The sequence below is a fragment of the Mycobacterium sp. 48b genome (assembly GCF_048282725.1).
GTDB lineage: Bacteria > Actinomycetota > Actinomycetes > Mycobacteriales > Mycobacteriaceae > Mycobacterium.
Map to the genome: position 1 here is coordinate 1619898 of NZ_JBLVUL010000001.1, position 23901 is coordinate 1643798.

A 23901-nucleotide genomic window follows, 5' to 3' on the forward strand; every position below is an offset into this window, starting at 1 on the left:
AGCGCAGGTAGTTATCCACAGGTGCGCGGAACGGGTCTGGTCGTGGAGACACCGGTGGGTGAGCATCGACGGTGTGGACATCGAGGACGTGCTTCGGCAGCAGTCCGGGGTCATTTCGCGTCGTCAAGCCCTGGACGCGGGGCTGCAGCAGCACGACATCCGACGGTTGCTCCGGCGCAATGAGTGGGCGCGGGTCCACGACGGCGTATACGTCGATCACACGGGACCGCTGGCCTGGCTGCAACGAGCCTGGGCCGCAGTGCTTTACGCGGCTCCGGCGGCGTTATGCCTGGAATCGGCGTTGACCGACCAGGGTCCGGTGATCCATGTCGCAGTCTCCCGCGGCCGGGGCGTGCTGGCCGAACCACACGGAGTGCGCATCCACCACCTGACCCATCTGCAGGAGCGGGTGCTCTGGCACGTCGGCCCGCCACGACTGCGTTTCGAAGAAGCCGCCCTTGACGTCGCATGTCAGGCCATATCGGAGTTCGATGCGATTGCGGTGCTGGCCGACGCTTGCCAATCGCGGCGCACTACCGCGCGACGTCTACTGCTGGCCCTCGACGCTCGTCGGCGGGTTCGCAGAAGACGCTGGTTGCGGGCGGTGATCGTCGACATCGCCGAGGGCAGCTGCTCGGTCCTGGAGCACGGGTACCTCAACCGCGTGGAACGGGCGCACGGGTTGCCCCGGGCCGCCCGTCAGCAGCTTTCGACCTCATCGGTGGGAGTGAGCTACCGCGATGCCGAGTACGGTCGACGGCTCGTGGTCGAACTCGATGGCCTGCTGTTCCACAACACGGCATCGGCACGAAACAAGGATGTCGAGCGTGATCTCGACGCCGCGGTCGACGGCCGTTCGACCGTCCGACTGTCCTACCGTCAGGTTTTCGACCGACCGTGTCGGACCGCCGCGAAGATCGCCCAGGTAATGCAGCGACACGGGATCACAGTGAATGGCCACGCCTGCGGTCCGGACTGCGAGTTCACCCGCGTCGAGCTGGCGGCCTGACGCGGACAGCTGCAAACGCTGAAGATTGCGGCCACCTGGTGGCTGTTGCAGAATCGCGTGTCTGGGGAATCGCCTTGCCGGGTGCGTGACTGGAGGCGCTGTTCTCGAGACACTGGGGTGTGGCTCGTGGGTATCGTCCGGTGGTGCGTGATCAGCAGTTCCTGTTGCCGCCCAACATGGTCGACTGGTTGCCCGAAGATCATCTGGTCTGGTTTGTGATCGAGGTTGTCGAGCAGCTGGATACCGCGGCGTTTCATGCCAATCGCAAGCTGGGTCGGGCAGGCCGGCGGGCCTATGACCCGGACATGCTGCTGGCGTTACTGATCTATGCCTACGCCAGCGGGGAACGCTCCTCGCGCCGCATCGAACGACTCTGCAGCGATCACGTGGCGTTTCGGGTGTTGTGTGCTCAGGACGCTCCTGATCACACCTCGATCGCCCGGTTCCGCGCCGCCCATCACGACGCGTTCACCGGGCTGTTCGCCCAGGTCCTGGCATTGTGTTCGGCTGCGGGGATGGTCAAGGTCGGGCTGGTGTCCATCGATGGCAGCAAGATCGCCGCGAACGCGTCGCGGGGCGCGAACCGGTCACCGGAGTCGGTGGGGCGCGAGGTTGAGCGGATCAGCCGCGAGATCGCGCAGACCGTCGTGTCCGAAGCGGTGGCCGTCGATGCCGCAGAAGACGCCGAACACGATCGGCCAGGTGGCGGCGGCGATGGTCTGCCCGAGCAGTTCGCCCGTCGCAGTGGCCGGGCAGCCAACATCGCCAAAGCCGTCGCAGAACTGCACCGCCGCCGCGACGCCGACGCGCACGCCGACGCCGCCGATCGCCAGGATGCCGAGCAGTATCTGGTTAGGGTCCAGGCCGGCGGGCCGGTCGGGCGGCCACCAGAAAACGTGGATCCGGTGCGCTACCACCAAGCACGAATTCAACACGCCCAGAACCGCATTGATGCAGTCGATGGCGTCGGAGGGGCCGCCGCCTCCAGGATCCGCCGTGATGCCCGAGGCAAGCTCAAGGCCGCCCAAAAGGCCTTGGGCAAGGTCCAGGCAGACATCGCGGCCGGCCACCAGCCTGTCCTGCGCGGCAAAGCCGCCCAGGCACGTGATCGTCGCGCCAGGCGAGCGCAGGCCCGCGGCGCCTCGGCAGACCCGGTCAACACCACCGACCCCGATTCCCGGTTGATGCTCGAAGGCAACAGCGGCGGATCGGTGCAGGCCTACAACGCCCAGTTCATCGTTACCGATGACCACTACGTCCTGGGCGTGCACACCAGTCAAGACGCCAACGACACCCACTGCTACCTGCCGGCCATCGCCGAAGCCACCACCCAGGCTGACGCATTGGGAAAACAGATTGGCCTGGTCCTGATGGACTCGGGCTACTTCACCGACGAAAACCTCACCGCCGCAGGTCCTGAACGGCTCATCGCTCCCGGAAAGAACCGCGACCTGCACACCGAAGCCCGCGAAGATCCCACCGACGAGCCACCACCGCCAGAGCTGGCACCCAAAGACGCCATGCGTTACCGGCTACGCGACCCCGCCAACGCTGAGGCCTACAAACGCCGCGGCGCCACCGTTGAACCCGTCTTCGCACACCTCAAAGACCAGATCAAACTGCGCCGATTCTCCCGCCGAGGACTACCGGCAGTCACCGCTGAACTCAACCTCGCCGCCACCGTCATCAACCTCCTGCGCCTGCACAACGCACAACCGGCCACCTAGAGACCATGGGAAACCGAAAGCCCTGCCACATCCAATGACAGGCCAGGCCATTCGTCAGCCGCCCAGAAAATGCAACAGCCACCTGATGGCCGCAATCTTCAGCACAGGCTGTTAGAAAGCGATCAGGGCTGGGTGCCCGACGAGCGCACCCCCAGCAGCACGTCCTCCCAGGCCGGAACAGCGGGACGGGCCTTGCGGCTGCGCTTGGCGGCCGGGGGAGCAGGCGCGGGCGTGGGCTCGGCCGGCCGGCTGAACTGCTCGGGCGCCGCGGCCGGCGTCTCCGCGACCTCGTGGGCTTCGTGATTGTCGAAAAGGTGCGGCACGGCGGCGACGGGGCGCAGCGGCCGGCCGAAATCGGGGTTGATCAGCTGCCGGGCCCCATCGTCCGACGCGGAGACGGTGCCGCCGTGGGCTCCGGGCGTGTACCGGAAGTGCGCGACGTTGTCCGACCGGCCGGCCTTCCAGGCCAGCTGCACGGTCCAGCGACTGTCCTCGTTGCGCCAGGCGTCCCAGGCGATGGATTCGGGATCCAGGCCGCGAGCCACGATCGCCTGCGTGACGGTTTCGAGCAGTGTCAGCACCGAGGGACCGTCGGCGAGCACCGGATGCGCCGCGGTGGCCAGCTCGGCCGCCCTGGCACGCTCCAGCAGCACCGGATGAGCGAACCGCTCGACCCGCTCGACAGGCACACCGGCTGCGGTGGCCAACTGCTCGACCGACGCCCCGGCACGAATCCTTGCCTGAATCTCCTTGGGTCGCAGCACGTTCTGCACCTCTACATCGATGTCGGTCTGATTCGAGGCGACCTTGTCGCCGCGCATCGCAGCGCGCAGCCGGTCATCGACACGCAAGCTGAACATGTCCTTGGCGGAGTCGTCGGATTCACAGATGATGCGTCTGCCGTCTACGTTCAATCCAACGACTCTGAGTTCTCGCATACCGACCAAACCTCCTGCGCGAACCCTACTGCGTTATGGGCCCGTTACCGGGCTGACACGCTGACGGGAACCGCCCGGAGATGCAGGTTCGCTCAGAGATTTTCGACGACCCAGTCGACGCAGCCGGTCAGGGCGCTCACGTCGTCGGGCTCGACGGCCGGGAACATGCCGATCCGCAACTGGTTGCGGCCCAGCTTCCGGTAGGGCTCGGTGTCGACAATCCCGTTGGCGCGCAGCACCTTGGCGACCGCGGCGGCGTCCACCGAATCGCTGAAGTCGATGGTGCCGACGACCTGCGAGCGAAGCGCCGGGTCGGTGACGAACGGGGTGGCGAACGTCGTGCTCTCGGCCCACGAGTACAGCCTTTGCGAGGAGTCCGCGGTGCGCTTGACCGCCCAGTCCAGCCCGCCGTTGCCGTTGAGCCAGTCGAGCTGCTCGGCGAGCAGGATCAGCGTGGCGATGGCGGGGGTGTTGTAGGTCTGGTTCTTGAGGCTGTTCTCCACCGCGATGGGCAGCGACAGGAAGTCGGGCACCCAGCGGTCCGATGTGCCGATCGCCTCGATGCGGGCCAGCGCCGCGGGGCTGACGATGGCCAGCCACAGGCCGCCGTCGCCGGCGAAGTTCTTCTGCGGCGCAAAGTAGTACGCGTCGGTGTCGGCGATGTCGACGGGCAGGCCGCCTGCGGCCGAGGTGGCGTCGATCAGCACCAGCGCATCGCCGGCGGGACGCTGCACCGGCACCGAGACGCCGGTGGAGGTCTCGTTGTGGGCCCAGGCGACGGCGTCGACCGACGGGTCGGACTGGGGCTGCGGCGCGGTGCCCGGGTCGGTCTTGACGATGATCGGGTCGCCGATGAACGGGTTCTTTGCCACGCACGAGGCGAACTTGGCGCTGAACTCGCCGTAGGTCAGGTGCAGGGACTTCTTGTCGATCAGGCCGAAGGCCGCGGCGTCCCAGAATGCGGTCGAGCCGCCGTTGCCCAGGATCACCTCGTAGCCGTCGGGAACCGAGAACAGTTCGCGCAGCCCGTCACGGACGCGGCCCACCAGGTTCTTGATCGGGGCCTGCCGATGGGACGTGCCGAACAGATCCCCGGCAGCGGCCAGCGCGGTCAGTTGCTCGGGGCGGACCTTGGAGGGGCCACATCCGAAACGGCCGTCGCGGGGCTTCAAGTCGGCAGGGATGATCAGTTCAGCCATGGGACCAGCCTAAAGTCGGCCGCTACCGCGTCAAAATTCGGGCGCCGTCGGTGGTGACGGCCACAGTGTGTTCGCTGTGCGCGGCGCGGGCTCCGGTGGCACTTCGCAGCGTCCACCCGTCGCGGTCGTGGACGTAGCCCGTGGTGCCGTCGGCGATGAGCATCGGTTCGATCGCGATCACCAGCCCGGGCTGCAGTGTCATGCCCTCCCCGGGCCGTCCGGAGTTGGGGACGTGGGGCGCCTCGTGCATGGTGCGGCCGATGCCGTGCCCGCCGTGATTGGCGAGCAGGCCGTATCCGGCCTCGCGGGCCACAGACGCGATCGCGTGACCGATGTCACCCAATGTGTTGCCGGGTCGCGCCGCGGCGATCCCGGCGGCCAGGGCCGCATCGGTCGCCTCGATCAATGCGGCGTCGGCCGCGGTCGGTGTGCCGATGACGAAGCTGCGGGCGGCGTCGCCGCACCAGCCGTCCAGGATTGCCCCGAAATCGACCGAGACCAGGTCGCCCTCGGCGAGGACGGTGTCGTCGGGGATGCCGTGCACCACCGCGTCGTTGACGCTCACGCACAGCACTGCGGGGAAGGGTTTGGGAGCCCAGCGCGGGTGGTAGTTCAGGAACGGCGAGGAGGCACCATGCGAGGCCAGGATTTCGGCGGCGATCCGGTCCAAATCGGCTGTGGTGTGGCCTGCGGTGCCCCGAGTAGCAAGCGTGCGCAGTGTGTCGGCCACCACAGCTCCGGCTGCGGCCATGGCTTCCACCTGGGCTTCGGTCTTTAGATTGACCACGGGCGGCTACCTGTCGGCAAACTTTTCGAATCAGGCATGGACTTTTACTCGATACCTGCGGTACCGTTTGTACAACAAGTGGGTAGATGTAAACCTCAGACAAGTATAGAGAGGTCTGCAACATGGCTCGGACCAAGATGGTCAGGCGCTGGCGCAAGAACATGGACGTCAGCGACGACATTCAGTACACCGACATGCTCGCGACGCTGTCCGAGGGATCGGTGCGACGCAACTTCAACCCGTACAAGGACATCGAGTGGGACTCGCCTGAGTTCGCGGTGATCCCGAACGATCCGCGCTGGATCCTGCCGGCGACCGACCCGATGGGTGGGCACGCGTGGTACCAGGCGCAGCCGGTCGAGCGGCAGATCGAGATCGGCATGTGGCGCCAGGCCAACGTCGCCAAGGTCGGCCTGCACTTCGAGAACATCCTGATCCGCGGCCTGATGGAGTACTCGTTCTGGGTGCCCAACGGTTCGCCGGAGTACCGGTACTGCCTGCACGAATCCGTCGAGGAGTGCAACCACACCCTGATGTTCCAGGAGATGGTGAACCGCATCGGCATGGACGTGCCGGGCATGCCGCGACTGCTCAAGTGGCTGCAGCCGCTGATCCCGCTGGCTGCCGGCCCGCTGCCGATCCCGTTCTTCTTCGGCGTCCTCGCCGGCGAGGAGCCCATCGACCACACGCAGAAGAACGTGCTGCGCGAGGGCAAGGCCCTGCACCCGATCATGGAACGGGTCATGGCGATTCACGTCGCCGAGGAGGCCCGCCACATCTCGTTCGCGCACCAGTACCTGCACAAGCGGGTGCCGAACCTGCGTCGCCGCCAGCGCTGGATCCTGTCGCTGTTCGTGCCGCTGACCATGCGCATCCTGTGCTCGGCGATCATCGTGCCGCCGCGCGCGTTCTGGAAGGAATTCGACATCCCGCGCTCGGTGCGCAAGGAGTTGTTCTTCCGTTCTCCGGAGTCGCGCAAGATGCTGCGGGACATGTTCGGCGATGTCCGCATGCTGTGCCACGACACCGGCCTGATGAACCCGATCGCCAAGCTGATGTGGCGGATCTGCAAGATCGACGGCCAGCCGAGCCGCTACCGTAGCGAGCCACAGCGCGAGCACCTGGTCTCGGTCGCCTGAAGCTCGCCCGGAAAGCGCAAGGTCTGTAGAGGTTCCAAATGCCCCACGTGATCACCCAGTCGTGTTGTAGCGACGGGTCCTGTGTCTACGCGTGCCCGGTGAACTGCATCCATCCGTCACCGGATGAGCCGGGTTTCGCGACAGCCGAGATGCTCTACATCGATCCCGAAGCGTGTGTGGACTGCGGTGCGTGCGTGAGCGCATGCCCGGTCGGTGCGATCGCAGCCGACACCAAGCTGACCGACAAGCAGCTGCCGTTCATCGAGCTCAACGCCGCCTTCTACCCGAAGCGGGAAGGCAAGCTGCCACCGACGTCCAAGCTGGCGCCGGTGATCGCGGCACCGAAGGTGACCGCGCATTCCGGCGGGCCGTTGACGGTGGCGATCGTGGGCTCCGGCCCGGCCGCCATGTACGCGGCCGATGAGCTGCTGACCCAGCGCGGCGTGCGGGTCAATGTCTTCGAGAAGCTGCCGACGCCCTACGGGCTGGTGCGGGCCGGTGTCGCACCGGACCATCAGAGCACCAAGCAGGTCACCCAGCTGTTCGACACGATCGCCGGGCTGCCCGGTTTTAGATTCTTCCTCAACGTCGAGGTAGGCAAGCACCTGTCGCATGCCGACCTGCTGGAGCATCACCACGCCGTGCTGTACGCGGTGGGTGCGCCCAACGACCGTCGGCTCGACATCGAGGGCATGGGGCTGGCCGGCACAGGGACGGCGACCGAGATGGTGGCCTGGATCAACGGGCACCCCGAGTTCACCGATCTGCCGGTGGACCTCAGCCATGAGCGGGTCGTCATCGTCGGCAACGGCAACGTCGCATTCGACGTGGCCCGGGTGCTCACCACCGATCCGGACGTATTGGCCCGCACCGATATCTCCGATCATGCGCTGGCGGCCCTGCGCACGTCGAAGGTCTCCGAAGTGGTGATCGCGGCCCGCCGCGGGCCCGCGGAGTCGGCCTTCACCTTGCCCGAGCTGATCGGTCTGACCGCCACCTGCGATGTCGTGCTCGATGAGGCTGACCATCAGCTGGTGGTAGCGGATCTGGCCCGCGAGACAGATCCGCTGACCCGCAACAAGCTGGAGATCCTGACCAAGCTGGGTAATGCCTCCGCCCCGCTGACCCGGCCGCGGATCCGGCTCGCCTACCGGCTCACGCCGCAGCGCGTCCTCGGCGAGGACAAGGTGAGCGGTATCGAGTTCGGCCTGACCGGGACGGATGAGGTACGCACGCTCGACGCCGGGCTTGTGCTGACCTCGATCGGATACCGCGGCAAGGCAATTGCCGATCTTCCGTTCGACGACGACGCTGCTGTCGTGCCGAACGACGGCGGGCGGGTGCGCGGCACGGCCGGCGCGTATGTGGCCGGCTGGATCAAGCGCGGGCCCACGGGCTTCATCGGCACCAACAAGTCGTGTGCGGCGCAGACCGTGCAACAGTTGGTCGACGATTACAACGCCGGCGTGCTCACCGGTCCGGTGCACAAGCCGGCCGCCTTGGAGAAGCTGGTGCACACGCGCCAGCCCGCCATGGTGGATGCCGCCGGATGGCAGGCCATCGACGCCGCCGAAATCGCCCGCGGCGGCGAGGACCGGCCGCGCGACAAGTTCACCTCGGTCGACGAGATGATCGCCGTCGCCGCCACTGCGCCGAAACCGACAGTGCGGCAGCGGGTTCTGGCCGGCTTGCTCGGCTAACCGGCGCTCGGACCGGGCACAGCGAACTCGAATCCGCGTGCGGTGGGTAGCGCGATCAGATCGGCGCACGCCCTCGGCTGGTACCGGTTGATGAACTCGTCCTCCTGGGCGGCCCACCGGTCCCAGTGCGGTCGGTAGGTGTCGCCGTCGCGCTCCAGCGCCCGGCGCTTGCGCTCGGCGTCGTCGGCGTCGACCCAGATGCCCAGGTCTGCCAGCGCCCGGGTGGCCGGGGTGAGCGCGCCGATGCCCTCGACGATGAGGCGTCGTCCCGGTTCTATCGCGTGCCAGTCGCTGGGCGCGTCCGTCGCCCAATCCCACTGGCGCCAGCGCCCGGTGCGGCCCGCGGCCCGCGGCTCGAGCAGCGATCGCTGCAGATGATCTGCGGCCCAGTGCAGTCCGTCCCAGCCCGGGTAGATGTCGTCGAGCCGGACGACGATGCTGCCGGTCCAGTCGTTGTGCAGCTCGATCGCCAGCGTCGACTTGCCTGATCCGGAGCGCCCGTCGATCAGGACCGTCGTCGCGCCCGCTCCGAGGCGGCGCAGGATGTCATCTAGTGCCAATGAAGTTCCATGTCCCGCATGCCACCGACACCGTGATGGCGGTTGCCGCGATGACGAATCCCGCGGCGATCAGGGCGAATTCGCGTGCACCAAAGGGGGATGGACGGGCCCAGGTGCGCTGCGGATAGGCGCCGAACCCGCGCGCTTCCATCGCGGTGGCAAGCTTCGATCCGCGCCGTACGGCGAACACCAGCAGGGCGAACGCCTGCCCCGCGATCCGCCGCACCCTGGCGTGATCGGCCACGCCGCGGGCTCGCCGGGCGTAGCCCAGGTACTGCCAGTCCTGCCCGAGCAGCCCGACCATCCGCAGGCCCGCCAGTGCCCCGATGACGAACCGGGCCGGCAGCCGCAGCACCTGGCCCAAACCGTCTGCCAACTCGGTCGATTCGACGTCGATGAACAGGATGACCGAGGGCAGCGCGATGGCCAGCACGCGAAGAAAAGTGGCAAGCGCCAGCGCGATCGACCCGTCGCTGACCGTGACGAGGAAGAAGTGCCAGTACACGGTTCCGCTGGTCTGCCCGTAGAGCAGGATGGTGACTGCGGTGAGTGCGGCAGCGACGAGGACCACGGCACCGCGGATCAGCGCCGCGCGCAGCTTCACACCGACAAGAGCGAACAGCACGATCTCACCGATCAGCGCCGTCAGCGCCGATACCCAGTCCACCGAGAGCACCAGGGCGCCCGCGATGATCAGGGCGGTGAGCAGTCGCGCGACCGGATTGATCATGCCGTCGTTCCCGGGGTGGGCTCGGTCCCTGTGGTGGGCTCCCAGTCCGGCAGCTCGATCCGGGCGTCGGCGAGCACGGCGGCGAAGTCGAGATCGTGGGTGGCTGCGACGACGGCCGTTCCGGCATCGGCGATCTCGGCCAGCAGGCGGGTCAGTTCCTCCCAGGTGCGGCGGTCCTGCCCGAAGGTGGGCTCGTCGAGGATGATCACCCTGGGTGCGGTGGCCAGCATGGTGGCGACCGACAGTCGGCGCTTCTCGCCGCCGGACAGCGTGTAGGGGTTCACCGCGGCGAGGTGGGTCAGGTGCAGGCGTTCCATGAGTTGGTCGGTGCGTGCCGTGATCTCGGCGGCGCCGAGCTTGATCGCCTTGGGTCCCAGCGCGAGTTCGTCGCGTACCGTGCCGGCCAGGAACTGGTGCTCGGGATCCTGGAACACGCTGCCGATCCGGGTGAGCAGTTCTTTCGACCGCCACTTGACGGGTTGCCGGCGCGACGGCGAGGGCGAGAAGTCGGCGTGTGCCTCGAGGCGGCCTGCGGGCGCGGGCAACAGGCCGCCGATGGTGAGCGCCAGTGTCGACTTGCCCGCTCCGTTGGGGCCGGTGATCACAGTTGTCGAGCCGGCGTCGATCTCGAAGTTCAAACCGATGTGCATGGGCGGATCGCCCGGGTGTGCCAGGGCCAGATCTGCTGCGTACAGCAAGGATTCGGACGAGCGTGACCGGTCGCGGACGATCTCGGGCAGCGGGGTGTCGGGTACCCAGACACCCGATCGGACCAGGTAGTCGTGGTTGCGCCGGATGGTCTGGTCCGGCGTTCCGTCGGCGATCACCGCACCGTCTGCGCCCAGCACGATGACCCGGTCGATGACCGGCAGCCATATCTCTGTGCGGTGCTCGATGACGATCAGCGTCGCACCGGTCCGTGCGGCCGACTCGGCAACGGCGTCCCGTACCTCGATGACGCCCGCGGGATCGAGGTTGGCCGTGGGTTCGTCTAGCAGGATCAGCCCAGGGTTCATGGCGATCACCCCGGCCAGCGCGAGGCGTTGTTTCTGTCCGCCGGACAGCTCCGAAGTGGATTGGGACAAGCCGAGATTCAGTCCGACAGCGGCCAGCGCGACGCGGACGCGGGGCCAGATCTGGTCGCGCTCGACACCGAAGTTCTCCATACCGAAGGCGACGTCGTCGCCGACGCGGGACAGGATCACCTGGGAGTCGGGGTCCTGCAGCACCATCCCGATCCGGTGCCGCTGATCGGCTGGTGTGCCGCCGTCGACCAGGAGGTTCCCGGTCTGCCTGCCTTCTTCCGCGCCGCCGAGCAGACCGGCGATGCCGTGCAGCAGAGTCGATTTCCCGGCGCCGGAGGGACCGAGCAGCAGTACCCGCTCGCCGGCTTCGATCCGCAGATCGAGGTCGCGCACGGCCCAGGTGGCGCGTCCGGCATGGCACCAACCCCAGTTGTGCGCCGTGACGGTGGCCCCGGTGCCGTGCGGTGAGCTCATCGAGCGTCGGGGCCGACCCGGCCCGATGCGAACCGGCTCAGCGCGCCCGTCTTGGCCAGACCCCTGACCGCGAACCAGGACAGCAGACCGGCGACGAGGGCACCGGAGGTGATGGCCGAGACGGTGTAGATCACGGCGAAGGTATTCGCCGAACCGGGGTACCACAGGATGAGATCGTTGACGGCCAGGGCCAACCCCGCGACCGCACCTGCGATCAGGGCGACCGGCAGTCCCCAACGGCGGTACAGGAACACCGCGAAGACCAGTTCAGCGCCGAGGCCCTGCACCAGACCCGACTCGAGGGTGAGCACACCCCACTGGTTGCCGACCAGTGCCGACACCGTGGCGGCGACGAGCTCGCCGTACAGGGCGGCGCCCGGCTTGCGGATCACCAGGGCGGTGAGCACGCCTGCGAACAACCAGCCCCCGGCGAGCAGGGCCTGCAGCCCGGGGAGCAGCGCCGTCAGCGGTGCGCCGATCGGGTTGGACGCGATATTCCACACGACGAACACCAGCCCCGCGGCCGTCGCGAGGACGCTGGCGACGACGATGTCCACGACCCGCCAGCTCAGCGCGCGGGCAGCCGGCGTGGTGTCGGCGGGCTGGGTGCTCATCGATCTCCTTTGCTCCTGCATGGCATATCGCGGGGCATGTGCGGCACTCAGTATGAACCGTGCCGATCCGCTCGGATGCCGGCTACCAGAGGTCGCCGGCGCGCCAGTCGCAGATCAGGGGCACCGACGTCGCGAGATCGCGAGCCGCGGGGTCGGTCGACAGCAGGAAGATCCGGTCGTCGGGGTCGTAGGTGTCGACGATCCCGTCGGGGGTATCGGCCCGGGTCGGTCCCTCCCAGAGTTGCCAGCCCCGGCCGGCGTAGAACGCGGCGGCGCTCTGCACGGCGTTGAGCGCACCGATGCCGTGCCGCGTCCGGATGAGGGCTTCGGTGTGGTCCATCACCAGGCGGCCCAGGCCGCGGCCCTGCTGGTCGCCGCGCACGGCGACACCTTCGACGTAGCCCGTGTCGAAGGTGTCGTCCCCGTGGCGCAGGGTGCGGGTCACCACCGCCGCGTGGGCCAGCAATTCGTGATCCTCGCTGACCAACACGTGCACGCCGTCGACACCGTGCAGCCAGTCGTACTCGCGGAACCCGTCACCGAAGGCCGCGCGGACCAGCAGTTCCGCCGAGCTCAGGACGTCACGGCTCAGCTCGGCGGGCTCGGCGATCCGGACCTCGATCACCTGCTCAGGATGCCACCTGCGTGCTGGGGCTCCGGATTACTGCCCTGACTTCATCGCCTGCTCGATCTCGTCCATGCTGACCTCGCGGACGGGCTGCCCGAGTGACCACTGGTGCCCGAACGGGTCGCGCACGACGCCGTACCGGTCACCCCAGAACTGGTCCGCCAGCTCGGCAACCACCTCGGCACCCGCCTTGACCGCGCGGGCGAATTTCTCCTCGACATCGGTCACCGTGAGGTGGATGGTCACCGGGGTGCCGCCCAGCGCCTTGGGCGTCGACGACTTGCCGTCGTTGTAGTCGGGGAAGTCGTCGTTGAGCATCACCGTGGAGCCGTTGATGGTGAGCGCGGCATGAATCAGCTTGCCGTCCGGCCCCGGCACCCGGCCCAATTCGGTGGCGCCGAATGCCTTGACGTAGAAATCGATTGCCGCGGCGGCGTCGTCGACAACCAGATGGGGGATGACTGCGGGGGTAACTTCGATCGCCATGTTCTTCTCCTGATCAGTGAGCGGACTCAATGCAGACCCACGCGGCGGGCGGATCTCATCGCCGGACACGTCCCATGCAACCACCGGGGTCTGACAGGCGCACGAACCGCGAAAGTACGCTTTGTGACGAAAATGGCCCTGAACTCGTCAGAAGCCGTAGTTTCGGCGGCCGGTGGCCCAAGCGCACGAAGTCAGGTGACGGAGAACGTCCGCGGCAGCTCGGCCCGTCCGGTCAGCGCCATCAACACGGCCTCGCCCTCGCCCAGCTCCACCGCGATCTGCGTCGCGAGCACCCCGGCCGCCTCGAGTACTTCAGCCGGCAGGTCTGCCGAAAGGCCTGTGGCCCTGGCGATATCGAGGCTGTGGACGGCGAGCTCGAAGACGCGGGTGGGCAGGTAGTGGCTCAACCGGATGCCGAACCCCCCGATGACGGTGATCAGCGGATCGCCCGCATCGTCGATGTCGTCCAGAGCCCGGCTCGCCAGCGCGTCCACCGCGGCGGCCGGATCGGAGCCCAGATCGCGCCCGGCCTGTCTGCCGCGCTCGATGATCGCCTCGGCGCCGGCGTCGGACATGAACCCCCGCATGGCCGCGTAGTACTCCACCGGACCGGTCAGATCGGCCGTCGATGCAGGGGCCTGCAGATACGTGCTGACGGTGATCAGCGAGCGCGAGGTGTGGCCCACCAGGGCGCGTAGATCCCACTCGCCCAGGCCGGGCCCGTCGAACGAGTCCGCCGGCAGCACCTGCACCAGTCGGGCGAAAGCGTGTGCTGCAGAGGCGAATACGTCGCGGCCGGCGGTCATGCGTTGGCGATCTTGTCCCATCCGGCGACCGACTCCACGCTGCGCGGTTCGGGGCCGACATAGATGGCGGCCGGGCGCACGAGCTTACCGAGCCGTTTCTGTTCGAGGATGTGCGCACACCATCCGGCGGTCCGCCCGCAGGTGAACATCGCGGGCATCATCGAGGCGGGCACCTGGGCGAAGTCCAGGATCACCGCGGCCCAGAACTCCACGTTGGTCTCGATGGCCCGGTCCGGGCGGCGCTCACGAAGCTCGGCCAGTGCGGCCTGCTCCAGTGCGGCGGCCACCTCGTAGCGGGGCGCCTCAAGGCGTTTGGCGGTGGCCCGCAGTACCCGCGCCCGAGGATCTTCCGCGCGGTACACGCGGTGTCCGAAGCCCATCAGCTTGTCGCCGCGATCCAGGATGGCCTTGACCACCGCGCGTGCGTCACCGGTCTTCTCGACTTCTTCGATCATCGGGAGCACCCGGGCCGGGGCCCCGCCGTGCAGCGGTCCGCTCATCGCGCCCACCGCACCAGACAGCGACGCTGCGACGTCCGCGCCGGTGGAGGCGATCACCCGGGCGGTGAACGTCGACGCGTTCATCCCGTGCTCGGCGGCGGTGACCCAGTAGGCGTCAATCGCCTCGACGTGCCTCGGGTCCGGATCGCCCTGCCAGCGCGTCATGAAACGCGCTGTGACCGTGTCGCATTCGTCGATCGTGCGCTGAGGCACCGCGGGCTGGTAGATGCCGCGGGCGGACTGGGCGACATAGGAGAGCGCCATCACCGAGGCCCGGGCCAACTGGTCCCGGGCGGTGGCGTCGTCGATGTCCAGCAGCGGGGCATAGCCCCAGATCGGTGCCAGCATGGCCAGGCCGGCCTGGACGTCCACCCGCACGTCGCCGCTGTGGATGGGCAGCGGGAACGGCTCGGCCGGCGGCAGGCCCGTGCCGAAGCTGCCGTCGACCAGCAGGCCCCAGACATCTCCGAAGGTGACCCTGCGGCTCACCAGTTCTTCGATGTCCACGCCGCGGTAGCGCAGTGCGCCGCCGTCCTTGTCCGGCTCGGCGATCTCGGTGGTGAAGGCGACGACGCCTTCGAGGCCGGCAACGAAGTCCTCCGGTACAGCTGGCATGGCCAGATTCTTGCACCAAGCTCAGGCGTAGCGTTACCGCGGTGGCAAGATCCTCCGGACAGACCCCCGAACGCGAAGACCACGACCTGGCTGCCATGCGCGTGGACTACGTCGAGAAGGACGGCTGCGGCGACCTTGACGTCGACTGGCTCGGCGAGGACCCGGCGATCGGCTGGTTGACGCTGCTGCGGACCTGGCTGGCCGACGCCTACCGCGCCGGGGTGGCCGAGCCCAACGCCATGGTGGTGGGCACCACCGACGACGAGGGAAGACCCGTCACCCGAACGGTGTTGTGCAAGAGCATGGACGAGACGGGCATCACGTTCTTCACCAACTATGACTCGGCCAAGGGCACACAGCTGGCCACGAATCCCTACGCGTCGGCGACGTTCCCCTGGTATCAGTTGGGACGCCAGGTACACGTGCGCGGTCCGGTGACCAAGGTGAGCCGTGAGGACACCGAGGAGTACTGGTCCAAGCGCCCCCGAGGATCACAGCTCGGAGCCTGGGCATCGCAGCAGTCCGGCCCGATCGCGTCGCGTCAGGCACTGATGGCCCAGCTCGCCGAGGTGACCGAGCGGTTCGCGGACCTCGAAGACGTTCCGGTGCCGCCGAACTGGGGTGGCTACCTGATCGCCCCGCAGAGCGTGGAGTTCTGGCAGGGCCGGGAGAACCGGGTACACAACCGAATTCGCGTGATCTTCGCCGGCGGGCCGGCATCAGGGGATGCGCAAGCCGAACGCCTACAGCCGTGACATCCCCCGTCGCTTCGTTCGCCCGCCGTCGTGCGTAGGTTCTTCGCCGACACCACACCGCTGCGCACACCGGATTTCCGGCGGCTGTGGCTGGCCGGGATCCCGACCGTCATCGGTGCGAACCTCACCATTTTCGCGGTGCCGGTGCAGCTTTACGTGCTCACCGAGAACTCGGCGTACGTGGGTTTGTCCGGCCTGTTCGCGCTCGTACCGCTGGTGGTCTTCGGGCTGTGGGGCGGTGCCTGGGCCGACGCGATGGACCGCAGGCTGCTGCTGATCATCGCGTCTATCGGTCTGGCCGGCGCCTCGGTGCTGCTGTGGCTGCAGGCCGCGCTGGCCCTGAACAACGTGTGGGTGGTGCTGTGTCTGCTGGGTGTGCAGCAGGCGTTCTATGCGATCAACAGCCCCACGCGTTCGGCGGCCATTCCGCGGATGCTGCCGGGGGAGCAGTTACCTGCGGCGAACTCGCTGAACATGACGATCATGCAGTTCGGGGCGATCGTCGGCCCGCTGATGGCCGGATTCCTGCTCAACTGGGTGGACCTGTCCACGCTCTATCTGATCGATGCCGTGACGTGTCTGGCTCCGATCTGGGCAACCTTCCGGCTGGCGCCGATGCCGCCGGCGAGCACAGAGGAAGGCGCGTCGCGGTGGGGCCTGACGGCCGTGCTCGACGGCTTCCGCTACCTGGCCGGCAACCGCGTGGTGCTGATGTCGTTCGTCGTCGACCTGGTGGCGATGATCTTCGGGATGCCGCGCGCGTTGTTCCCCCAGATGGCGCACGAGAGTTTCGGCGGCCCGGTGTCGGGTGGCACGGCGATGGCGCTGCTGGCGGCGGCGATGTCGGCGGGTGCGGTGGCCGGTGGCGTGTTCTCGGGCTGGCTGCCGAGGATCCGCAGACAGGGCCTGGCCGTGGTGCTCGCGATCGTGGTGTGGGGCGTGGCGATGGTCGGGTTCGGTATCGCAGGTGGGTCGGCGGGCGGTTCCGCTGGTTTGGCGTTGTGGATTGCCTTGGCGTTCTTGGCGATTGGTGGTGCCGCCGATATGGTGTCGGCCGCGTTCCGGTCGACCATCCTGCAACAGGCGGCCTCAGATGAGCTGCGCGGCCGCCTGCAGGGCGTGTTCACGGTCGTGGTGGCGGGCGGACCGCGGCTGGCCGACACGTTGCACGGCGCGGCGGCGGCGGCGGTGGGCACGACGGTCGCCGCTGCCGGTGGCGGTGCATTGGTGGTCGTCGGCGTGGTGATCGCGGCGCTCGCAGTGCCGGCGTTCGTGCGCTATCGGGTGAGCACGAGCGCGCCGCAGGAACAGTCCGAGCCGGACAAAGTATGACCACCGGCGAATGGCACTCTCCGCCACTTAGTTGCCGAAAAGGACCGGAAAGCAGTCCTTTGGGCGATAGCATCCGAACTCGTGGGTGATGTTGTGCGGCAGGCCGAGACGGGTTTGCGTGAGCGTAAAAAACAACGGACCCGCGCGATGTTGATCGAGGCTGCCATCGATCTGTGCGACCGGCAGGGATTCGAGCAGACCACGGTCGAGCAGATCGCCGCGGTCGCCGATGTGTCCCCGCGCACGTTCAGCCGCTACTTCGCGACCAAGGACGCCGTCGTCCTGGCGTTCGTCGACGAGGTGATCGCGATGGTCGCGCTCGAGCTCGCCGCGCAACCGGCCGGAATCGGGGATATCGAGGCGCTGTACCGGGCGCACGTGCAGGCGTTCCTCAACACGAAGACGGCGTCGCCGACCCAGCTGACCTCTGAGCGGCTGTTGGCTTCGGCGCGCATCATCACCTCGTCACCGGCGCTCATGCAGTCGGCCTCGGAGTTCCGGGCGGACGCGGTCAACGTGGTGCTGGCCAAGCGGATGGGGGTGCCCGGCGACGATCGCCGGCTCAAGCTGACGGCCGTCGTCTGGGGTTCGATCATCATGACCGGCATCGCTGAGCTGGGATCTCGCGCAAATTGGGACAGCGTGACCGTCGATGACATCGTCGACAAGATCAAGGCGACGTACGCCGATTTCCTGGCTGTTGTAGCGGGCGTTCAGCAGGTCCCTGACCAAGCGCTCAGCCCTTCGCAGTGACCCGTTGGTAACCCCCCGCGGGCAGCGCTGATCGATTGCGACTACCTTTTGTAGAGCAGTTGTCGGTTCCCAGGACGATGAAGGGATTCCCGTGGCCGAAAACCCGTCGAGTGGGCAGGAGCTTGCCACTCTCAAGTACCCCGGTGGCGAGATTGATCTCGATATCGTCCATGCCACCGAGGGCAGTGACGGCATCGCGCTTGGTCCGTTGCTGGCCAAGACCGGCTACACCACATTTGATGGTGGGTTCGTCAACACCGCTTCCACCAAGTCCGCCATCACCTACATCGACGGTGATGCCGGGATCCTGCGTTACCGGGGTATCCCGATCGAGCAGCTGGCCGAGAATTCGACGTTCATCGAGGTCAGCTACCTGCTGATTTACGGTGAGCTGCCGACGGCCGAGCAGTTGGAGGCGTTCACCACCCAGATCCAGCGGCACACGCTGCTGCACGAGGATCTCAAGCGCTTCTTCGACGGCTTCCCGCGCAACGCGCATCCGATGCCGGTGCTGTCGAGTGCGGTCAACGCGCTGAGCGCCTACTACCAGGATTCGCTGGATCCGCTGGACAACAAGCAGGTCGAGCTGTCGACCATCCGGTTGCTGGCCAAGCTGCCGACGATCGCGGCGTACGCCTACAAGAAGTCCGAGGGGCAGCCGTTCCTGTATCCGGACAACTCGTTGACGCTGGTGGAGAACTTCCTGCGGATGACGTTCGGCTTCCCGGCCGAGCCGTACGAGGTGGATCCCGAGATCGTCCGCGCGCTGGACATGCTGTTGATCCTGCATGCCGATCACGAGCAGAACTGTTCGACCTCGACGGTGCGGTTGGTGGGCTCGTCGCAGGCCAACCTGTTCACCTCGATCTCGGGCGGCATCAACGCGCTGTGGGGCCCGCTGCACGGCGGTGCCAACCAGGCCGTGCTGGAGATGCTGGAGAAGATCCGCACCGGCGACGACGATGTGCAGACCTTCGTCAAGAAGGTCAAGAACCGCGAAGACGGCGTGAAGCTGATGGGCTTCGGTCACCGGGTCTACAAGAACTACGATCCGCGCGCCCGCATCGTCAAGGAGCAGGCCGACAAGATCCTGGGCAAGCTGGGCGGCGACGACGAGTTGCTCGACATCGCCAAGCAGCTCGAAGAGATCGCGTTGACGGACGACTTCTTCGTCGAGCGCAAGCTCTACCCGAACGTCGACTACTACACCGGCGTGATCTACCGGGCGATGGGCTTCCCGACCCGCATGTTCACCGTGCTGTTCGCGCTGGGCCGGCTGCCCGGCTGGATCGCGCACTGGCGGGAGATGCACTCGGAGCCCAACAAGATCGGCCGCCCGCGCCAGATCTACACCGGCTACACCGAGCGCAATTACCTGGACATCAACAAGCGCTGACATCGACAAGCGCTGACGCCGATACGAAAGCCCGGGGGCCTGTGCTCCCGGGCTTTCGTATCGGCCGGCCCTGCGCTAGTGAGGCCGGGTCAATCGCTCGATCAGTTGCGCCGGTGCGTCCTCCGGCAGCAGGTGACCCGCGTCGTCGATCCAGGTGAGTCCCGAGTTGGCGACTCGTTGCTCGATCCACGTCCCGTGCGGTGCGGGCATGATCTGATCGTCACGGCCCCACAGCAGCGTCACGGGGATGTCGATCGTGCCGAGCAGATGCTCGTATTCGGCGGTGTCGTCTTGGCTGAGCTGTCGGTATTGCCGGTAGAACGCGGCCTGCCCGTCGGGTCCGAGCCATGGTGCCAGATACGTTTCGAGTACGCCCGGGCGGTAGCCCTGGTGGGTGCCGTTGCGTAGGTGTGCGGTCACCAGCGCTTCATGCGCATACGGCGGAAGCTGCTCGAAGACGTTGTGGTGTTCGCGGATCAGCGCGAACAGGCCGTGCTCCCAGGTCCCCCCTGTGACGGCGTCGAACAGGGTCAGATCCGAGAATGCGGCGTGTTCGAGCAGCAGTGCCCGGAGCACGATCGCGCCGCCGATGTCACATGCAACCACGCTGGGGCGCTGCAGGTTCCACTGACGTAGCAGCTCGGCGAAGTTGCGCCCCTGCGCCGCGAGGGTGAGGTCTTGGCCGTCGTGTTTGTCTGACTGGCCATAGCCGAGATGGTCGAAGACGAAGACCTGTCGGCCGTGGCGGGCCAGCGCCATTGCGACGTCGCGCCACAGGTATGACGAATAGGGCGTGCCGTGGACGAGGACGATCGGCTTTCCGCCACCGAAGGTTTCCCACCGCACGGTTCCGTCGTTCAGCTCTGCCGATCTGCTCAATGTCCACGTCATTCGAATTCCTGACCTGTCTGTGTCCGTGTCCGTCCGAGACCCCATGATGGAACGAGACATTCGAGCTGTCGACAGCCCGGAATCAGCGCACCGCCAACGGGACACCACCGGTGAGTGCCAGTAGCTGCGCGTAGGTCAGCGGCATGACCGAGTCCGCGGTGCCCGCGGCCGTCCAGATCACCGGGTAGGTCGCCAGTGTCCGGTCGACGACGGTGCGCAGCGGTGCCGGATGGCCGGTGGGCGCAACCCCGCCGATGACCTGTCCGGTCGCGCTGCGCACGAGCCCGGGATCGGCCTTGCGGATGACGGAGGCCCCGAGATGGTCGGCGACGACGCCGGTGTCGACCCGGGCCGCACCGCTGGCCATCACCAGCAGCGGCTCGCCGTCGCATTCGAACACCAGGCTGTTGGCGATCGCCCCGACCTCGCAGCCCAGTTGTTCGGCTGCTGCGGCGGCCGTCTTGGCGTCGGCGTCGAGGATTTTGATGGCCGGCTCGATACCCGCGGCGGCCACTGCGGCGGCCACGAGGGAGTTCCGTTCGTTCACAGGGTCGATTGTCTCCTTGATGTCCAGCACCATTTCTCGTGGCGGACAACGCCGTTCATCACCGTCAGGGCGCGATCGCGGGGAGGTCCCTGCCCAGCCGGACTTGCCAGAACCATAGTTGTAGTTTCACAATAGTTGTGTGAATACAACTATCGGCTCGCTCAGCGCACGGCGCAAGGCGATCATCCTCGTCTCGTGCTGCCTGAGCCTGCTGATCGTGTCGATGGACGCCACCATCGTCAACGTCGCGATCCCCAGCATCCGCGACGATCTGGGCGCGTCACCGTCGCAGTTGCAGTGGATCGTCGACGTCTACACGCTGGTGCTGGCCTCGCTGCTGTTGCTGGCCGGCGCCACCGGTGACCGGTTCGGTCGCAGGCGGACATTCCAGTTGGGGCTGACGATCTTCGCGGTGGCCTCGCTGCTGTGCAGCCTGGCACCCAACATCGAAACCCTCATCGCGGCCCGCTTCCTGCAGGCCATCGGCGGTTCCATGCTCAACCCGGTGGCCATGTCGATCATCACCCAGGTGTTCACCGGTCGGGTGGAGCGGGCCCGCGCGATCGGTGTCTGGGGCGGGGTGGTCGGCATCTCGATGGCGCTGGGCCCGATCGTGGGCGGGGCGCTGATCCAGTACGTGGACTGGCGTGCGGTGTTCTGGATCAACCTGCCGATCTGCGCGCTTGCCGTGGTGCTCACCGCGATCTTCGTGCCCGAGTCCAGGTCGGCGACCATGCGGGATCTCGATCCTGTCGGCCAGGCGCTGGGCGTGGCATTCCTGTTCGGCGTCGTCTTCGTGCTCATCGAGGGTCCGGGATTCGGCTGGACCGATCCGCGCACCCTCGCCGTTGCAGCCATCGCTCTCATGGCCCTGGTGGCGTTCCTGCGCTACGAATCGCGCCGCAGGGACCCTTTCATCGATCTGCGCTTCTTCCGCAGCGTGCCGTTCGCCTCGGCCACCCTGATCGCGGTCTGTGCGTTCGCCGCGTACGGCGCGTTCCTGTTCATGATGTCGCTCTACCTGCAGACCGAACGTGGTTACTCCGCGATGCACACCGGCTTGATCTACCTGCCGGTCGCGGTGGGTGCGCTGGTCTTCTCGCCGCTGTCGGGCCGGCTGGTCGGCCGGTACGGCAGCCGGCCCTCGCTGCTGGTGTCGGGTGCGACGATCACCGTCGCCACCGTTCTGCTGACCCGGCTGACGGGCGACACCCCGGTGTGGCAGCTGCTGGTCATGTTCGCGGTGTTCGGCATCGGCTTCTCGATGGTCAACGCACCGATCACCACCACGGCGGTCAGCGGGATGCCGCTGGATCGGGCCGGTGCGGCTTCTGCGGTGGCCTCCACCAGTCGCCAGGTCGGCGTGAGTGTGGGCGTCGCCCTGTGCGGTTCGGTCGCAGGTGCGGCGCTGGCCGGGACCGGTGTGGATTTCGCCGCCGCCGCTCGTCCACTGTGGTTCGTCTGTGCCGCACTGGGTTTGGTGATCTTCGCCCTCGGCGTGATCTCGACCACGCCGTGGGCTCTGCGCTCCGCGCAGAAGCTGGTCCCGCTGATCGGTCAGCACCACGTACCGGAGGTGACCCATGTCCGGTGATCGGCAGTCCGCGTTGGCAGACGAGGTGTGGCGTGCCCTGACCGCCTTGGTGTTCGATCACCGCGACGGCTGGCGGCGCGCGGTGATCGACCGGACGGGTCTGCCGTTCAGCCGTATCCGCATCCTGAAACGGCTGGCGCGCGAACCGCTGACGGTCAAGCAACTGGCCTATGCGGCCACGGTCGATGCCCCGGCCGCCACGGTCGCGGTCAACGATCTTGAGGAGCGGGGGTTGGTGGTGCGTGCGATCGACCCGGCCAACCGTCGTAGCAAGCTGGTATCGCTCACCGACGCCGGGCGGGCACTGCTGGCGCTTATCGAACAGGTCGAGGACCCGGCGCCGGAAGCGCTCGCAGCGCTCGACGCCGGGGACCTCGAAACCTTGCGGGCGATCCTGGGCAAGATCACCGCGCCCTAGCTGCGCCGACCGGGGGATCAGCCCTCGCCCCACCCGCCCTGGACCATGGTCTGGAACCTCCAGTCGCCGTCGCACTTGACCAGCAGGTCGCCGTAGCGGACCTGCTGGCTGAACCCGTCGGCGGTGAACGTCGCGTCGGTGATGACGAACACCAGGTTCTCGTTGATGAAATGCGGCGTGCGTGTCGACTCCATGGTGAAATCGGTGCTTTGGCCCAACTGTTCGGCCATCTGCGCGACGAAACCGGCCCGCTCGACGGACTCGGCGCTCCCGTCGGTCACCTCGTTGAGCGGAAACATCGCCTGATCCGCCATGCCCTCGACGTCCTTGTTCACCGCCAGTGCGTCGTAGTGGGCGAACCAGGCCAGCACCGACTCGACGTCAGCGGCGGTGGGGGTGAATTCGCAGGCCTGCGGCATGGTCACCATCGTGCTCCTTGGCATCGGCATTATTCTGTACGTAGTACACTGTACATAGTACAGAGAGGATGCCGACGTGCGAGAACGTGCAGGTGGGGACCGCAGCAGTGCCGGCGATCCGGTACGCACGCTCGAACTGTTCTGGCGTGAGCCCGGCCAGGGTGCCCGCGCCCGTGGCCCGAAACAACGCACGACGGTGGACGCGGTGATCGACGCCGCCATCCAGATCGCCGATGCGGACGGCCTCGACGCGCTCACGATGCGGGCGGTCGCCGTGCGACTGGGCGTCACGCCGATGGCCACCTACACCTACGTGCCGGGCAAGGCTGAACTGCTGGACTTGATGGTCGACACCGTCTATCGCCGGATGCCGCGCCGCGACCTTGCCGGAAAGCCTTGGCGGGAAAAGGTTTCCATCATCGCTGAGGACAACCTCGCGATGTTCGAGAGACACCCTTGGGTCACCTACCTGCCCACGACCCGACCGCCGCTGGGCCCGGGCATGATGGCCAAGTATGAACACGAGCTCAGCGCGTTCGATTCACTCGGGCTGAGTGACCTCGACATGGATTCGGCGCTGACGTACGTACTGGGATTCGTGAACTCCGTCGCCCGGATCGCCATCGATTCACGGCGGGCCGCAGCAGACAGCGGCCAGAGTGACGGGCAGTGGTGGGAACGCGTCGGCCCACTGCTGGAACGTGTCATGGACGGCGACAGGTATCCGTTGGCCTCGCGGGTGGGGACGACGGCCGGTCAGGCGTACGACGCCGCCTACAGCGCCGCGCACGCCTATGAGTTCGGGCTGGCTCGGGTGCTGGACGGGCTGGCCGGCCTCATCGACACGGACTGAGATCGT

25 protein-coding genes are annotated in these 23901 nt (G+C 67.2%); 11 read left to right on the forward strand and 14 right to left on the reverse strand.

The features are described from left to right. Positions 1-58: 58 nt before the first annotated feature. Both ACNQR1_RS07590 and ACNQR1_RS07595 read left to right on the forward strand, forming a co-directional pair. Positions 59-1009 carry a type IV toxin-antitoxin system AbiEi family antitoxin domain-containing protein gene (locus tag ACNQR1_RS07590; protein ID WP_418045202.1) on the forward strand — a complete coding sequence of 317 codons (951 nt, stop codon included), beginning with the start codon at positions 59-61 and terminating at the stop codon, positions 1007-1009. 143 nt (positions 1010-1152) lie between these two features. Then, the gene (locus ACNQR1_RS07595; protein ID WP_418045203.1) at positions 1153-2736 is read left to right on the forward strand and encodes a transposase; all 1584 of its coding nucleotides are present in this window, start codon (positions 1153-1155) and stop codon (positions 2734-2736) included. A 122-nt stretch (positions 2737-2858) separates the two neighbouring features. Here the strand turns inward: ACNQR1_RS07595 and sepH are convergent, their stop codons facing one another. The 3 genes from sepH to map form a co-directional block, all read right to left on the reverse strand. After that, a complete protein-coding gene (gene sepH, locus ACNQR1_RS07600) occupies positions 2859-3674 on the reverse strand; it encodes a septation protein SepH (RefSeq protein WP_418045205.1) in 816 nt (271 codons plus the stop codon). 92 nt (positions 3675-3766) lie between these two features. Further along, positions 3767-4873, reverse strand: a complete 1107-nt coding sequence (serC, locus tag ACNQR1_RS07605; RefSeq protein WP_418045207.1) for a phosphoserine transaminase — start codon at positions 4871-4873, stop codon at positions 3767-3769. 22 nt (positions 4874-4895) lie between these two features. After that, entirely contained in the window at positions 4896-5660 is a 765-nt protein-coding gene (map, locus tag ACNQR1_RS07610; RefSeq protein WP_418045209.1) for a type I methionyl aminopeptidase, read from the reverse strand. Between the two features lie 122 nt (positions 5661-5782). On the opposite strand from map, the gene ACNQR1_RS07615 reads away from it, so the two are divergent. Both ACNQR1_RS07615 and ACNQR1_RS07620 read left to right on the forward strand, forming a co-directional pair. After that, complete coding sequence (locus tag ACNQR1_RS07615) at positions 5783-6799, forward strand: AurF N-oxygenase family protein (protein ID WP_162490988.1); 1017 nt, start codon at positions 5783-5785, stop codon at positions 6797-6799. Between the two features lie 38 nt (positions 6800-6837). Then, positions 6838-8499 carry a 4Fe-4S binding protein gene (locus tag ACNQR1_RS07620; protein ID WP_418045211.1) on the forward strand — a complete coding sequence of 554 codons (1662 nt, stop codon included), beginning with the start codon at positions 6838-6840 and terminating at the stop codon, positions 8497-8499. On the opposite strand, the gene ACNQR1_RS07625 is transcribed toward ACNQR1_RS07620, so the two are convergent. The 8 genes from ACNQR1_RS07625 to ACNQR1_RS07660 form a co-directional block, all read right to left on the reverse strand. Further along, positions 8496-9059, reverse strand: a complete 564-nt coding sequence (locus ACNQR1_RS07625; protein ID WP_418045213.1) for a hypothetical protein — start codon at positions 9057-9059, stop codon at positions 8496-8498. The genes ACNQR1_RS07620 and ACNQR1_RS07625 overlap by 4 nt on opposite strands. Continuing rightward, positions 9046-9789, reverse strand: a complete 744-nt coding sequence (locus ACNQR1_RS07630; RefSeq protein ID WP_418045215.1) for an energy-coupling factor transporter transmembrane component T family protein — start codon at positions 9787-9789, stop codon at positions 9046-9048. The genes ACNQR1_RS07625 and ACNQR1_RS07630 overlap by 14 nt, the downstream gene beginning before the upstream one ends. Then, positions 9786-11288, reverse strand: a complete 1503-nt coding sequence (locus ACNQR1_RS07635) for an ABC transporter ATP-binding protein (protein WP_418045217.1) — start codon at positions 11286-11288, stop codon at positions 9786-9788. The genes ACNQR1_RS07630 and ACNQR1_RS07635 overlap by 4 nt, the downstream gene beginning before the upstream one ends. After that, a complete protein-coding gene (locus tag ACNQR1_RS07640) occupies positions 11285-11902 on the reverse strand; it encodes an ECF transporter S component (RefSeq protein WP_418045219.1) in 618 nt (205 codons plus the stop codon). The genes ACNQR1_RS07635 and ACNQR1_RS07640 overlap by 4 nt, the downstream gene beginning before the upstream one ends. Before the next feature lie 82 nt (positions 11903-11984). Beyond that, on the reverse strand, positions 11985-12527 hold the full coding sequence (locus ACNQR1_RS07645) for a GNAT family N-acetyltransferase (protein ID WP_418045220.1): 543 nt from the start codon (positions 12525-12527) through the stop codon (positions 11985-11987). Between the two features lie 36 nt (positions 12528-12563). Further along, complete coding sequence (locus tag ACNQR1_RS07650; RefSeq protein WP_418045221.1) at positions 12564-13016, reverse strand: VOC family protein; 453 nt, start codon at positions 13014-13016, stop codon at positions 12564-12566. A gap of 191 nt (positions 13017-13207) precedes the next feature. Next, complete coding sequence (locus tag ACNQR1_RS07655; RefSeq protein ID WP_418045223.1) at positions 13208-13822, reverse strand: maleylpyruvate isomerase N-terminal domain-containing protein; 615 nt, start codon at positions 13820-13822, stop codon at positions 13208-13210. Beyond that, positions 13819-14937, reverse strand: coding sequence for a citrate synthase 2 (locus ACNQR1_RS07660; protein WP_418045225.1), 1119 nt, complete (start codon positions 14935-14937; stop codon positions 13819-13821). The genes ACNQR1_RS07655 and ACNQR1_RS07660 overlap by 4 nt, the downstream gene beginning before the upstream one ends. Positions 14938-15032: 95 nt before the next feature. Between ACNQR1_RS07660 and pdxH the strand changes: the two genes are divergently transcribed. The 4 genes from pdxH to ACNQR1_RS07680 all read left to right on the forward strand — a co-directional run bounded on the left by pdxH (position 15033) and on the right by ACNQR1_RS07680 (position 19173). Then, a complete protein-coding gene (gene pdxH / locus ACNQR1_RS07665; protein ID WP_418050311.1) occupies positions 15033-15692 on the forward strand; it encodes a pyridoxamine 5'-phosphate oxidase in 660 nt (219 codons plus the stop codon). 30 nt (positions 15693-15722) lie between these two features. Further along, positions 15723-17024: an MFS transporter gene (locus tag ACNQR1_RS07670; protein ID WP_418045227.1), complete on the forward strand. Its 1302-nt coding sequence runs from the start codon at positions 15723-15725 to the stop codon at positions 17022-17024. 147 nt (positions 17025-17171) lie between these two features. Continuing rightward, the gene (locus tag ACNQR1_RS07675) at positions 17172-17777 is read left to right on the forward strand and encodes a TetR family transcriptional regulator (protein ID WP_418050312.1); all 606 of its coding nucleotides are present in this window, start codon (positions 17172-17174) and stop codon (positions 17775-17777) included. A 91-nt stretch (positions 17778-17868) separates the two neighbouring features. Beyond that, positions 17869-19173, forward strand: coding sequence for a citrate synthase (locus ACNQR1_RS07680; protein WP_418045229.1), 1305 nt, complete (start codon positions 17869-17871; stop codon positions 19171-19173). 75 nt (positions 19174-19248) lie between these two features. On the opposite strand, the gene ACNQR1_RS07685 is transcribed toward ACNQR1_RS07680, so the two are convergent. Together ACNQR1_RS07685 and ACNQR1_RS07690 are read right to left on the reverse strand one after the other, a co-directional pair. Continuing rightward, positions 19249-20064, reverse strand: coding sequence for an alpha/beta fold hydrolase (locus tag ACNQR1_RS07685; RefSeq protein ID WP_418045231.1), 816 nt, complete (start codon positions 20062-20064; stop codon positions 19249-19251). Positions 20065-20146: 82 nt separating this feature from the next. Next, complete coding sequence (locus ACNQR1_RS07690) at positions 20147-20644, reverse strand: YbaK/EbsC family protein (protein ID WP_418045233.1); 498 nt, start codon at positions 20642-20644, stop codon at positions 20147-20149. 106 nt (positions 20645-20750) lie between these two features. Between ACNQR1_RS07690 and ACNQR1_RS07695 the strand changes: the two genes are divergently transcribed. Beyond that, complete coding sequence (locus tag ACNQR1_RS07695) at positions 20751-22205, forward strand: MFS transporter (RefSeq protein WP_418045235.1); 1455 nt, start codon at positions 20751-20753, stop codon at positions 22203-22205. Continuing rightward, positions 22195-22623: a MarR family winged helix-turn-helix transcriptional regulator gene (locus ACNQR1_RS07700; protein WP_418045237.1), complete on the forward strand. Its 429-nt coding sequence runs from the start codon at positions 22195-22197 to the stop codon at positions 22621-22623. The genes ACNQR1_RS07695 and ACNQR1_RS07700 overlap by 11 nt, the downstream gene beginning before the upstream one ends. A 17-nt stretch (positions 22624-22640) precedes the next feature. On the opposite strand, the gene ACNQR1_RS07705 is transcribed toward ACNQR1_RS07700, so the two are convergent. Continuing rightward, positions 22641-23066 (reverse strand): nuclear transport factor 2 family protein, encoded by a 426-nt coding sequence (locus ACNQR1_RS07705; protein ID WP_418045239.1) that lies wholly within the window; start codon positions 23064-23066, stop codon positions 22641-22643. A 52-nt stretch (positions 23067-23118) separates the two neighbouring features. On the opposite strand from ACNQR1_RS07705, the gene ACNQR1_RS07710 reads away from it, so the two are divergent. Continuing rightward, the gene (locus ACNQR1_RS07710; RefSeq protein ID WP_418045241.1) at positions 23119-23895 is read left to right on the forward strand and encodes a TetR/AcrR family transcriptional regulator; all 777 of its coding nucleotides are present in this window, start codon (positions 23119-23121) and stop codon (positions 23893-23895) included. The last annotated feature ends 6 nt before the right edge of the window (positions 23896-23901 follow it).